This is a genomic window from Micromonospora reichwaldensis (assembly GCF_031845925.1).
Taxonomy (GTDB): Bacteria; Actinomycetota; Actinomycetes; order Mycobacteriales; family Micromonosporaceae; genus Micromonospora; species Micromonospora reichwaldensis.
Window position 1 is genome coordinate 78,761 of sequence record NZ_JAVRFL010000011.1, and the last position, 11,336, is coordinate 90,096.

At 75.7% G+C, this 11,336-nt stretch carries 15 protein-coding genes; 13 read left to right on the top strand and 2 right to left on the bottom strand.

The genetic code is table 11. The features are described from left to right. Position 1 precedes the first annotated feature (1 nt). The 13 genes from RM555_RS11510 to RM555_RS11570 all read left to right on the top strand — a co-directional run bounded on the left by RM555_RS11510 (position 2) and on the right by RM555_RS11570 (position 8,409). A complete protein-coding gene (locus RM555_RS11510) occupies positions 2-763 on the top strand; it encodes a DUF3618 domain-containing protein (protein ID WP_311411727.1) in 762 nt (253 codons plus the stop codon). Beyond that, complete coding sequence (locus tag RM555_RS11515; protein ID WP_311411728.1) at positions 732-1,631, top strand: hypothetical protein; 900 nt, start codon at positions 732-734, stop codon at positions 1,629-1,631. Before RM555_RS11510 ends, RM555_RS11515 begins: the two co-directional genes overlap by 32 nt. A 171-nt stretch (positions 1,632-1,802) precedes the next feature. Then, positions 1,803-2,312, top strand: coding sequence for a GNAT family N-acetyltransferase (locus tag RM555_RS11520; protein WP_311411729.1), 510 nt, complete (start codon positions 1,803-1,805; stop codon positions 2,310-2,312). Positions 2,313-2,585: 273 nt separating this feature from the next. Next, a complete protein-coding gene (locus tag RM555_RS11525; protein WP_311411730.1) occupies positions 2,586-3,101 on the top strand; it encodes a hypothetical protein in 516 nt (171 codons plus the stop codon). Between the two features lie 2 nt (positions 3,102-3,103). After that, positions 3,104-4,366 (top strand): SRPBCC family protein, encoded by a 1,263-nt coding sequence (locus RM555_RS11530; protein WP_311411731.1) that lies wholly within the window; start codon positions 3,104-3,106, stop codon positions 4,364-4,366. Then, on the top strand, positions 4,363-4,794 hold the full coding sequence (gene gvpJ, locus RM555_RS31155) for a gas vesicle protein GvpJ (protein WP_311411732.1): 432 nt from the start codon (positions 4,363-4,365) through the stop codon (positions 4,792-4,794). The genes RM555_RS11530 and gvpJ overlap by 4 nt, the downstream gene beginning before the upstream one ends. Before the next feature lie 2 nt (positions 4,795-4,796). Next, positions 4,797-5,552 (top strand): GvpL/GvpF family gas vesicle protein, encoded by a 756-nt coding sequence (locus RM555_RS11540; protein WP_311411733.1) that lies wholly within the window; start codon positions 4,797-4,799, stop codon positions 5,550-5,552. Between the two features lie 3 nt (positions 5,553-5,555). Then, on the top strand, positions 5,556-6,062 hold the full coding sequence (locus RM555_RS11545) for a gas vesicle protein GvpG (protein WP_311411734.1): 507 nt from the start codon (positions 5,556-5,558) through the stop codon (positions 6,060-6,062). A gap of 5 nt (positions 6,063-6,067) precedes the next feature. Beyond that, a complete protein-coding gene (locus RM555_RS11550; protein WP_311411735.1) occupies positions 6,068-6,418 on the top strand; it encodes a gas vesicle protein GvpO in 351 nt (116 codons plus the stop codon). Between the two features lies 1 nt (position 6,419). Further along, on the top strand, positions 6,420-6,788 hold the full coding sequence (locus RM555_RS31160; protein WP_225852198.1) for a gas vesicle protein: 369 nt from the start codon (positions 6,420-6,422) through the stop codon (positions 6,786-6,788). Next, positions 6,772-7,611, top strand: a complete 840-nt coding sequence (locus RM555_RS11560) for a GvpL/GvpF family gas vesicle protein (protein ID WP_311411736.1) — start codon at positions 6,772-6,774, stop codon at positions 7,609-7,611. The genes RM555_RS31160 and RM555_RS11560 overlap by 17 nt, the downstream gene beginning before the upstream one ends. A gap of 16 nt (positions 7,612-7,627) precedes the next feature. Next, positions 7,628-7,882, top strand: a complete 255-nt coding sequence (locus RM555_RS11565; protein WP_311411737.1) for a gas vesicle protein — start codon at positions 7,628-7,630, stop codon at positions 7,880-7,882. A 62-nt stretch (positions 7,883-7,944) separates the two neighbouring features. Then, positions 7,945-8,409 carry a gas vesicle protein K gene (locus RM555_RS11570; protein ID WP_311411738.1) on the top strand — a complete coding sequence of 155 codons (465 nt, stop codon included), beginning with the start codon at positions 7,945-7,947 and terminating at the stop codon, positions 8,407-8,409. Between the two features lie 48 nt (positions 8,410-8,457). On the opposite strand, the gene RM555_RS11575 is transcribed toward RM555_RS11570, so the two are convergent. Together RM555_RS11575 and RM555_RS11580 are read right to left on the bottom strand one after the other, a co-directional pair. Beyond that, positions 8,458-10,761, bottom strand: coding sequence for an AAA family ATPase (locus RM555_RS11575; RefSeq protein ID WP_311411739.1), 2,304 nt, complete (start codon positions 10,759-10,761; stop codon positions 8,458-8,460). A gap of 22 nt (positions 10,762-10,783) precedes the next feature. After that, positions 10,784-11,332, bottom strand: coding sequence for a hypothetical protein (locus RM555_RS11580; protein WP_311411740.1), 549 nt, complete (start codon positions 11,330-11,332; stop codon positions 10,784-10,786). Between the last annotated feature and the right edge of the window lie 4 nt (positions 11,333-11,336).

The following is an 11,336-nucleotide window of genomic DNA, read 5'->3' on the forward strand; positions in this document are numbered from 1 at the left end:
CATGTCCAACGATCCGGACCGGATCCGGTGGGAGATCGAGAACACCCGGAACGAACTGAGCAGCGACGTCGACGCGCTGGCCGACAAGGTCAACCCGCGGCGGATCGCCGGTGAGCGCGTCGGGCAGGCCCGTGGCGCGTTCACCCGGGCCAGGGAGAAGGTGATGGGCGTGCAGTCTGACGGGCAGGGCGCCGCACAGCGGATGTCGCAGGCGACAGGTCAGCGGATGTCGCACGCGGCCGATTCGGCGCGGGAGTTCGGCGGGCAGTCCCGGGAACGGGTGTCGCACGCGGCCGATTCGGCGCGGGCGTTCGGGGAGCAGTCCCGGGAGCAGATGTCGCACATGGCCGGGTCGGTGCGGGAGGAGGCCCGCTCGCTCGGGCAGCAGTCCCGCCAGCAGGCGCAGGGCAACCCCCTGGCGGCCGGCCTGATCGCCTTCGGCGCCGGGCTGCTGGTCTCGTCGCTGATCCCGCCCAGCCGTCCCGAACGGCAGTGGGCCGGGCAGGCCAAGGACATGGTCGGCGAGCATTCCGACCAGCTGCGGGCGCAGGCCAGACACCTGCGTGAGCAGGCCGGCGAGGTGGGCCGCGAGATGGGCCACGAGGTGGGCCACAACATGCGCGGACCGGCGCAGGACGCGGCCCGGGCGGTCGGTTCGACGGCCGCCAGTGGCGCGTCCGCCGTCCGGGATCAGGGCCGGTCGGCCGCCCACCAGATGCAGGGGCAGGCGCATGAGACCGCCGACGACCTCCGTCGCCGCTGAGGCGACCCGGGTGGTCGGGGCGGCGCGGACGATGCGGGTACGCTCCGCGTCCGCGCCGCCCCCCGGCCGGGCGGTCAACGAGGACCTGGTCTTCCGGTTCGGGCCGCTGGTCGGCGTACTGGACGGCGCCAGCGTGCCGGAGGGCTTCGACACGGGCTGCGCGCACGGCACCGCCTGGTACGTCCGGCACCTCGCGGCCCGGCTCGGGCTGGCGGAGGCGGTCCGCCCGACGGCGACCCTGATGAGCAACCTGGCGGCGGCGATCCTCGCGGTCCGGGCCGACCACGGCGACGGGTGCGACCTGGACCATCCGGGCACCCCGTCGAGCACGGTCTGCCTGCTGCGCGACGGGGGCGACCACCTCGACTACCTCGTGCTCTGCGACAGCCCACTGGTGCTCGACGCCGACGGTCGGGTCGACGTGGTCACCGACGACCGACTGGACGCCGCCACGGCGGAGCTGCGGTCCATGGTCGCGGCCCTGCCGGCCGGCGGCGCCGACCGGGCCACCCGGATGCGGCAGGCGGTCGACATGCAGCGGGCGCGGATGAACCGCACCCACGGTTACTGGGTGGCGGCCGCCGACCCGGACGCGGCGTTCCACGCGGTGACCGGGACCATGCCGGTGCGGGGGCCGGGCGCGGTACGCCGGGCGGCGCTGCTCAGCGACGGCGCGTCGGCCCTGGTGGAGCAGTTCGGCGTCCTCGACTGGGCGGGGCTGCTGGACGTGGCGACCGCCGAGGACCCCGGCGCGCTGATCGACCGGGTACGCGTCGCCGAGCGCGACCATCCGGACCGGTTGCGCCGGCACAAGCCCGCCGACGACGCCTCCGTGGTGCTCTGCGAGTTCGACGCCGAGGCACCCTGACGGCCCCGCGGGCGGGCGCGCCCGCCGCCCGTCATCGGGCCGGACGGGCGGTCGACAGCGGAGCGTGAGGCGGAACACGATGCGGGCCGACCGGCCGGTACCTTCCGCCGGACCGCCAGTCGGGGCCCGATGGGGTGGACTTGGGCCGGTGGGGCCGGCAGACTGCGGCACGTGGCGGGAACGGTGCGGCTGGAGCCGGTGGACGAGCAGAACCTGGAACCATTGCTCTCCGTAGCGGCTGCGGAAGCAGAGCCTGGCGACGTGATGCCGCCGGTGGAGGCCCCCGCGGGCTGGTCGTGCGCCCGGCGGGAGGCGTTCCGGGAGTTCCACCGGGCGAGCTTCGGAGGTCTGGACGGCCCGACCGGCACCTGCATGTACGCGATCCTGGCCGGCGGCGAGGTGGTCGGGATGATCCGGATGACCCGCCGCGACGAGCCGGGCACGGTCGAGACCGGGATGTGGCTGGGCCGCTCCGCCCGGGGCCAGGGAATCGGCGCGGGCGCCCTGCGCGAAATGTTGAACGAGGCGGCGGCGGCCGGAATGCGACTGGTGGTCGCGGAGACCACCCCCGACAACCACGGCGCCGTTTCCGTGCTCAAGAAGTGTGGCGCCAAATTGCGCGAAAGTGGCGGTGCGGTGCGCGCCGAGATATGCCTCGATTCGACGCTGCCGGCCATGTGACGGCCGTTCCGCATCTATTTCCTTTCTGACGTTCTTCCTGCTCGGCGCTGCATCCATGTCGGCTTTGAGCGGTTTGTAGGGCGCGCGCTCCGGCCCGGGTGAATGGTGCGGCAAAGCACGGGAGTGTTTCGCCGATAGGTCAACGGGTACTGCCCGTCGGGTCCGATTAAACGGGACACCTGATGTGCGGTCCGGCGCGTGCTGATCCCCGGCGGCCATTTTTTCGACCATTGCCGTCAGGTGTCCGGCGCTCCGGGGAGCGAAGGAGAACTGATGAAGAGCGGAGCACGAATCGGGCTCGCGGTCGGCTTCGGCTACCTGCTGGGCCGCCGGCGCAAGCTGCGTACCGCCCTCACCCTGGCCGCCGCGGTCGCGGCCGGCCGGGCCAGTCGGGAGCCCGGCGGACTGCTGAAGGCGGGCGGCAACCTGCTTCAGTCGTCTCCCCAGTTGAGCAGCCTCGGCCGCCTGGGTGGCCCGCTCGCCGCCGCCTCCAAGGCGGCCGCGACCGCCGCCGCCGGCAGCGGCATCGATGCCATCAGCGGCAAGCTGCGCGGCTCGGCCGACGCGCTGCGCCGCAAGGGCGGGGCCGGCGCCGGCGCCGGCGACGACGGCGACCGGTCGGACCGGGACCGCGACGCCGAGCAGCAGGGGCGCGACGACGACGGCGGGGAGCAGGACCGCGACGACGACGGCGGGGAGCAGGACCGCGACGGCGACGGCGGGCGGGAGCGCGACGGCGACGGCGGGCAGCGGAACCGCGACGCCGGCGACCAGCGGCGGGGGCGGTGACCATGCCGGACACGACGAACCCCGGCGGACTCGGGGACAAGGTCCGGGGCCAGCTCGCCGGCGAGGCACGCAACCTGGCCAGCGCCATCGGCGAACGCGCGATGCGGGTGGTGACCGAGCGGATCACGGGCGCGACCGGCCGGCTCAGCGACTACGCGAAGCAGGGCGGCGGTCCCGGCCTGATCGCCGCTGCCACCGGCGCGCAGAAGATCGCGGAGGGCGGTTCACCGGTGAAGGCGATGGTCCATGCCGGACTGGCCGGCGGTAAGGAGAAGGTCATGTCGGCGCTCGGCAAGGGCGGCAAGGGTGGCGGCAAGAAGGTCAAGGTCACCAACATCGTCGAGGCGATCGAGGTCGGCGTGCCGGTCCGGGTCGCGTACGACCAGTGGACCCAGTTCGGCGACTTCCCGAGCTTCATGAAGAAGGTCGAGAACGTCGACACCGAGTCGAACGAGAAGCTGACCTGGAAGGCGCAGGTCTTCTGGTCGCACCGCACCTGGGAGTCCACCATCGTCCGGCAGATCCCGGACAAGCTGATCCACTGGCGCTCGAAGGGCGAGAAGGGCTCCGTCGACGGCACCGTCAGCTTCCACGAGCTGTCGCCCGACCTGACCCGGATCCTGGTGGTGCTGGAGTACCACCCGCAGGGCCTCTTCGAGCACACCGGCAACCTGTGGCGGGCCCAGGGCCGCCGCGCCCGGCTGGAGCTGAAGCACTTCGTCCGGCACGTGATGACCCGGACGGTCCTCGATCCGGATTCGGTCCAGGGCTGGCGCGGCGAGATCGAGGACTCGCGGGTGGTCCGCGACCACGAGACCGCGCTGCGCGAGGAGCAGGAGGAGCGCGAGAGGCAGGAGGAGCGCGAGGAGCAGGAACGCGAGGGGCAGGAGGAGGGCGAGGAGCGACAGGAGCGCGAGCAGCGCGGCCGGCGCGAGCGCGAGCCCGAGCCCGAGGAGGAGGAGGCCGAGGAGGAGCCGCGCGAGAAGCGCAGGCCCGCCGAGCGTGGCCGCCGCCGACCGCCCCAGCGCCGTCGCCCGGCCGAGGACGAGGAGTACGAGGACGAGTACGACGAGGGCGACTACGACGAGTACGAGGAGGAGGAGCCGGAGGAGGAACAGCCCCCGCCGCGCCGCCGTGCCCCGGAGCGGGCCCGCCGCCCGCAGCCCCGTGAGGAGCCCCGCTCCCGTGAGGAGCCCCGGGCCCGCCGTTCCCCGGAAGCGCCCCGGCGTCCCGTGGTCCGCCGTCGACGGGAGGAGCGGGAGTGACAATCGCGACGAGTGAGGGTCAGGGCGGCGGCGCCCTGCAACGCGGCGGAGGGGGCTCCGGCCTGGCCGATGTCGTGGAGACCGTGCTGGACAAGGGCGTGGTGATCGACGCCCAGGTCTCGATCGCGGTGGTCGGCATCCAGCTGGTGGAGATCAACGCCCGGATCGTCATCGCCAGCGTGGAGACCTATCTGCGCTTCGCCGAGGCGGTCGACCGGTTCGACATCACTCCGAAGGGCCAGAAGGGGCTGCCCGACCTGGTCGAGGGGGCCTCGGGGGCGGTCGGCGCCGGCAAGGCGGTCTCCGGGATCGGCAAGACGGTCGGCGCGATCAAGGACGCCGTCGGCGAGCTGGGCTCGGACGAGCAGGACCGCGATCGGGACCGGGATCGCGACCGGCCCCGGCGGCGACGGGACGAGGAGCGGTGAGCATGGCCGAGGAGACCGGACTGTTCATCTACGGCATCGTGCCCTCCGACGTGGAGCCGACCCCGGACGCCGCCGGGGTCGGCGACCCGCCCGGAGAGGTGACGGCGGTCCGGCACGACGACCTGGCCGCGCTGGTCAGCGAGGTGAGCCTGACCGAGCCGCTCGGCCGGCCGGCGGACCTGACCGCGTACCAGGAACTGGTGGACGGCACGGCGGCGGTGGCGCCGGTGCTGCCGGTGCGCTTCGGCACGGTCGTCACCGGGCCCGACGCGGTCGCCGACCTGCTGGACGCGCACCACGAGCGGTTCGCCGCCGCACTCGACGAGTTCGAGGGCCGGATCCAGTACACCGTGCACGGGCGCTACGACGAGGCGAACCTGATCGCGGCGGTGCTGGCGGACAACCCGGGCGCCGCCGACCTGGCGGACCAGGTGCGTGGGCAGCCGGAGGCGGCCACCCGGACGCAGCGGATCCGGCTCGGCGAGATCATCAGCCAGGCGGTGGAGCTGCGCCGGGAGGCGGAGAACCGGCAACTGGTCGACACCCTCGGTCCCCTCGTCGTGGCGAGCGCGCCCCGGCCGCCGAGCAACGAGCTGGACGCGTCGAACGCCGCCTTCCTGGTCGACCAGGACCGGGAGGACGAGTTCGTCTCGGCGGTCGAGGAGTACGCCGAGCAGCGCCGGGAGCTGATCCGGATGCGGCTGCTCGGCCCGCTCGCGCCGTACGACTTCGTCAGCGCCCACCAGTTGATGGGGTGACCGGTGGACATCCTGTGGACGCTGCTGACCCTGCCGTACGCGCCGGTGCGGGGGCTGACCGCGGTGGTGAAGGTGATCGCCCGGGAGGCGGAGTCGCGGCAGCGCAACCCCGTCGACGTCCGGCGCGAGCTGGAGGCGCTGGACGCGGCGGCGGCGGCGGGCGAGATCAGCGCCGCGGAACGGGACCGGGGGCAGCAGCAGGTGCTGGAACGGCTGACCGGCGGTGTCCAGCGGCCGGAGCCCGCCCAGGGCCGGGCCCCGGCCCGGAACGGCCCCGGGTCCCGTCGGCAGAACGGCGGACCCCGGCACCAGTCCGGCGCGGACCGCGCGCGGCAGTCCGCCTCCGGCCGGGCGCGGCAGTCCGCCTCCGGCCGGGCGCGGCAGGCCGGCACGGAACGAGCGCCGCAGCCCGGCGAGGGTCGGGCGCGGCGGACCGGTACGGAACGGGCGCGGCAGGTCGGCACCGAACGCTCGCGGCGGGTGTCGCGCGGCGGCGGCGAGGGGAGGTGAGCGCGATGGAGGGTCTGATCCGCGGCGACGGGGGTCGGGCGCGTAGGAGCGAGCCCGTCGACGACGACCGGTACGACGACGAGGAGGAGTACCTCGAACCCATCACGGCCGCCGAGGCGGCGCGCGAGGGGATGCGGCAGATCGTCGAGTTGACCAGCCGGGATCCGGTGGGGACCACCTCGCTGAAGTCGTCGCGGGACGGCTGGCTGATCGGGGTGGAGGTGATCGAGGACCGGCGTATCCCCAGCTCCACCGACCTGCTCGGCCTCTACGAGGTGGAGCTGGACCTGGAGGGCGGCCTGCTCGGCTACCGGCGGGTGCGGCGCTACCAGCGCGGGAAGGGCGAGGTGGGTTGAGGTGAGCGTGCAGCCGCCCCCGGTGGTGCAGAACTCCGGCCAGGTCCTGCCCGCCGGGCACGAGCCGGCCAATCTCGGCGACATCCTGGAACGCGTGCTCGACCGGGGCATCGTGATCGCCGGCGACATCCGGGTCAGCCTGCTCGACATCGAGCTGCTGACGCTCAAGCTGCGACTGGTCATCGCCTCGGTCGACACGGCCCGGCAGATCGGCATCGACTGGTGGGAGCACGACCCGTGGCTCAGCTCCCGGGCGAGGCCGCCGGTGGAGCCCGGCCCACGGGACCCGGAGCAGGTGGAGGCGGAACGCCGCCCCCGGGTCGCCCGGACGGCCGCCCGCAGGGAGGAGCGGGATGAGTTCGACGGCTGACCTAGCGCCCACCACCGGGCCGGTGAGCCCCGGCGTCGGGGTGTGGCTGCACGGCGTGGCGCGGGACGTCGATCCCGCCCTGCTCGCCACCACTGCCGGGATGGACGGCGCCCCGGTGCGCGCGGTACGGGCCGCCGGCCTGGTCGCCGTCGTCAGCGCCGCGCCGCTGTCCGAGTACGGCGAGGAGGCGCTGCGCCGGAACCTGGAGGACCTGGCCTGGCTGGAGCGGGCGGCCCGGACGCACCACGCGGTGGTCGCGGCCCTGTCCCGCCACGGCGCCGTGGTGCCCGCCCGGCTGGCCACCGTCCACCACGACGACGCGCGGGTGGCGGCGCAGCTCACCGCCCGGCGGGTCGAGCTGAGCACCGTCCTGGACCGGCTCGCGGGCCACGACGAGTGGGGCGTCAAGGGGTACGTCGTGCCGGGCGCGACGCCCCGCGCGGCGGAGCCCGCCGGGTCGGGCGGCGCCGGGGCGGCGTACCTGCGGCGGCGCCGGGCCCAGCTCAACGCGCGCGAGGAGGGGCAGCGGATCGCCGCCGACGCCGCCTCCGCCGTGCACGAGGCACTGGCCGGGCACGCGGTGGCCGTCCGCCGGCACCCCCCGCAGGACCGCCGGCTCTCCGGCGCGCCCACCGCCATGGTGCTCAACGGGGCGTACCTGGTCGGCCAGGGCTCGGTCGTCGGATTCCGCCAGCTGGTCGGCGCGCTCGCCGGGCGGCACCCGGAGATCCGGCTGGAGCTGACCGGCCCGTGGCCGCCGTACTCCTTCGCCGAGGAGCGGCCCGCCGAGCCGGCGCTCACCGTACGGGAGCCGGCGTGCTGACGGCCCGGGGGCCGGCGTGGTGACCACGTCGCTCGCCCCCAGCAGCGCCGACGACCCGCTGGCCTACCGGCCGGTGGCCCTGGTCGACCTGCTCGACCGGGTCCTCGCCACCGGCGTGGTGATCAGCGGCGACATCACCATCGCCATCGCCGACATCGACCTGGTCCGGATCTCCCTGCGCGCGCTGGTCGCCTCCGTCGGCGCGCTCGCCCCGCCGGAGTTGCCCGACGCCGCCCCGAGCGCCGCCGGGACGCCGGGGACGTGGCCGTGACCGCCTCGGACGGCCGCCCGGACGGCGCGACCGGCCCGGGTGGCGGGGGCGGCGGAGTGGGCGTGGGCAGACCGGGCGGCGGTGGCCCCCGCGGGGACGAGCCGGGCGGTGGTGGCGGCCGCCGGGACGAGCCGGGCGGTGGTGGCGGCCGCCGGGACGAGCCGGGCGGCGGTGGCGGCCGGCGGGACGAGGCGGCCGAGCTCGCCGCGGCGCTCGGCGACACCCGGTGGCAGCCGCCCCGGGTGACGCCGCTGGACCGTCGGCTCGCCATCGACCGGGACGGCGTCGAGCGGGGACTGGCCAGCCTCGTGCTCACGGTGATCGAGCTGCTGCGGCAGCTCATGGAGCGACAGGCGCTGCGCCGGGTCGACCTCGGCGACCTCACCGAGGAGCAGATCGAACGGATCGGCACCACGCTGATGGCCCTGGAGGAGCAGATGGCGGGGCTGCGCGAGTACTTCGGCCTCACGCCCGAGGACCTGAATCTCGACCTCGGGCCCCTCGGCCCCCTCCTGCCCACCGACTGACGGGTCGTCCACGACGTCGGCCCGACAGCGCCCGTCACCCCCGGCCGGTCAGCCGGCCCGCTTCTCGGCGTACGCGGCGAGCCAGGCGACCTGGGCCGGGTCCAGGGACGGGCGGACCCGGGCGCGGGCCGCCGCCACGTGCGCGGCCGTGACCGTGGACGCCGTCAGCGACTCCCGCATGGCGGCCAGGGCCGCCTCGCGCACCAGCGCGGCACAGTCCGCCGCCGAGAAGCCGTCCAACTCGTCGCCCAGCTCCACGAAGTCCACCTCGGGTGCCAGCGGCACGTTCCGCGCCGAGGCGCGCAGGATCTCCGCCCGCGCCGGCCCGTCCGGCGGCGGCACGTAGACCAGCCGTTCCAGCCGTCCCGGGCGCAGCAGCGCCGGGTCCACCAGGTCGGGGCGGTTCGTCGCGCCGACCACCACCACGTTGCGCAGCGTCTCCACGCCGTCGAGTTCGGTCAGCAGCGCGGCCACCACCCGGTCGGTGGTGCCGCCGTCGCTGGCCTGGCCGCGTACGGGGGCGAGCGCGTCCACCTCGTCCAGGAAGATCAGGGTGGGCGCGGCCTCCCGGGCCCGGCGGAACAGCTCGCGGACCGCGCGCTCGCTCTCACCGACCCACTTCGACAGCAGCTCCGCGCCCTTCACCGAGAGCACGTTCGCCCGCCCCGAGCCGGCCAGCGCCGTGACCAGGTAGGTCTTGCCGCAGCCCGGTGGGCCGTAGAGGAGCACCCCGCGCGGCGGCTGCACGCCGAGCCGGGCGAAGGTGTCCGGGTAGGTCAGCGGCCAGAGCACCGACTCGGTCAGCGTCTCCTTGACCTCCGTCAGGTCGCCCACGTCGTCCAGCGTCACCGAGGCCAACTCCAGGGTGGAGGCGGCCATGGTGGTGGGGCGGACCACCTCCAGCGCGGCGGTGAAGTCGGCCATCGCCACCGTCGGCGTCTCGGCCGACTTCTGGCGCAGCGCCGCGCGCACCCCGGCCTCGCGCAGCAGCGCGGCCAGGTCGGCGGCGACGAAGCCGGGGGTACGCCCGGCGACCTCGTCGAGCCGCACGTCGTCGGCGAGCGGGACCTGCCGGGTCAACACCGTCAACTGCTCCCGGCGCAGGGCCGCGTCCGGCAGCGGCACGCTGATCCGCAGCGAGAGCAGGTCCGGGGCACGCAACGCGGGGTCGACGGCCTCGGGTCGGCCGGTGGTGCAGACGACCGCCGCCCCCGCCCGTACGGTCTCGGCGACCACCTGCCGGAACACGGTCGCCACCGGTCCCGGCCCGTCCGCCGGGGCGAGCGCCTCCACGTCGGTGACCAGCAGCACCCCGGGGCCGTCCGCGCGCGCCTCGGCGGCGGCGGCGCGCAGCCGGTCGGCGGCGGCCTGGTTGGTCAGCGCGGCCACCTCGGGAGCCCAGAGCGGGCTGACCCGGGCCCCGACCCGGGCGGCCACGGCCCGTACGAGCGCGGCCTTGCCGGAGCCGGCCGGCCCGGCGATCAGCACGCCCAGCGAGACGGTCGTGCCCAGCCGGCCGAGCACCTCCCGGTGGTGGAAGCCGAGGTCGAGCAGCTCGGTCAGCTCCTCGGCCTGCGACCGCAGCCCGGGCAGCTCGTCCACGGCGGGCGGCGCGTCGTCGACGCTCCCGGCGGTGCGTCCCGTGGCGTCCACGGGGCCCGGAAGGCGTACGCCACCCGTGGCAGCCGCCCGGCCCGGGGCGGTCCCGTTCGCCGTCGGGCCCGCGTCGAGGCGGCGCCCCTGCGGGGCGGGTCCGGTGCCGGCGGAGCCGTGGGTCGCCTGGCCGTGCTCCCAGCCGACGACGGTGTCCATGGTGACCAGCGAACCGGTGTCGGGCTCGGCGGCGACCACGGCGAGCAGGGTGCTGGTCCAGGCGTACCCGACGCTGTTGGAGAGGCTGCGCCGGGCGGCCTCCACCAGGCTGCGCACCGAGGCGTCGGGCAGCACGTCCTGCGGCAGCAGCGACACGTCGTCCCCGGTCGTCACCACCTTGCCGAGCAGGGCCAGCCGGAGCATCTCGGGCGAGACCACGGCGGCGATCTGCGCCGGACCGGCGAGAAGCACCCGACGGGCCGGCGTGACCGGCAGGCGGCTCACCGTCACCTGGGCGCCGTCGCGGATGCCGAGGTTGCCCAGCATGAGGTCGTCGGCGTAGAGCAGCGCGGTGCTGGCGGTCGGCTCGGCCGGCGCGACGATGCCGGCGGTCACCCGCCGGCCCGCCAGCCGCACCGGGTCGCCGGGGCGCAGCGCCAGCGCGGTGAGCACCTCCGGGTGCAGCCGGACGACGCCCCGTCGGGCGTCGAGGGCCGCCGGCCGCAGGCTCGCGGTCAGGGTCAGGTCGGGTTCCGCCACCGCCCGACCCTAGCCGCCGTGGTCACGCCCTGCCCGCTCCCGGGGCGTTCCGTGCTCCGCGAGGAGCGTCACCGTCCCCCAGCAGGGAGGGGTCGCGGCGGATCAGCTCGGCCAGCCGCGCCGCCGGGTCGGGGGTCGGCCCCTCCTGGGCCGGCGTCCAGGCCGGCACCGTCTTGACCGACATCGGCCACGCCGGCGGCGGCACGGGGGCCTCCACGTCGACCGTCACGCCCGCGTCGGTCCAGGCGACCCGCAGCGGGTACGCCTGCCCGTCGTGCTCGACCCGGATGCTGACCGCCGTGCCGGGGTGGCCGGCCACCACGCGACGGACCGCCTCGGCGACCTCCACCACGGGGTCGCGGTGCTCCGCGCCCCGCCGCGTGTCGGCCCAGCCGGGCCCGGCGTTGCGCCCCTCGCCCCGGACGTCGGCGCGCCCCGGCTCGGATCCGCCCCGCGCCTCCGGCGCCCCGGCGGCCTCCCCGCCCGCCGGCTCCGCCTCGGCGGCCCGCCGCCGCAACGCCTCCTCGCGGCGCGCCATCCGGGCCAGTGTCTCGTCCAGTCCACCTCTCATCACG

Bases quoted from the DNA above. Each gene is read 5' to 3' on its own strand.
- RM555_RS11510 (WP_311411727.1), top strand. From the start codon at position 2: ATGTCCAACGATCCGGACCGGATCCGGTGGGAGATCGAGAACACCCGG.
- RM555_RS11515 (WP_311411728.1), top strand. From the start codon at position 732: ATGAGACCGCCGACGACCTCCGTCGCCGCTGAGGCGACCCGGGTGGTC.
- RM555_RS11525 (WP_311411730.1), top strand. From the start codon at position 2,586: ATGAAGAGCGGAGCACGAATCGGGCTCGCGGTCGGCTTCGGCTACCTG.
- RM555_RS11530 (WP_311411731.1), top strand. From the start codon at position 3,104: ATGCCGGACACGACGAACCCCGGCGGACTCGGGGACAAGGTCCGGGGC.
- RM555_RS11540 (WP_311411733.1), top strand. From the start codon at position 4,797: ATGGCCGAGGAGACCGGACTGTTCATCTACGGCATCGTGCCCTCCGAC.
- RM555_RS11550 (WP_311411735.1), top strand. From the start codon at position 6,068: ATGGAGGGTCTGATCCGCGGCGACGGGGGTCGGGCGCGTAGGAGCGAG.
- RM555_RS11560 (WP_311411736.1), top strand. From the start codon at position 6,772: ATGAGTTCGACGGCTGACCTAGCGCCCACCACCGGGCCGGTGAGCCCC.
- RM555_RS11580 (WP_311411740.1), bottom strand. From the start codon at position 11,332: ATGAGAGGTGGACTGGACGAGACACTGGCCCGGATGGCGCGCCGCGAG.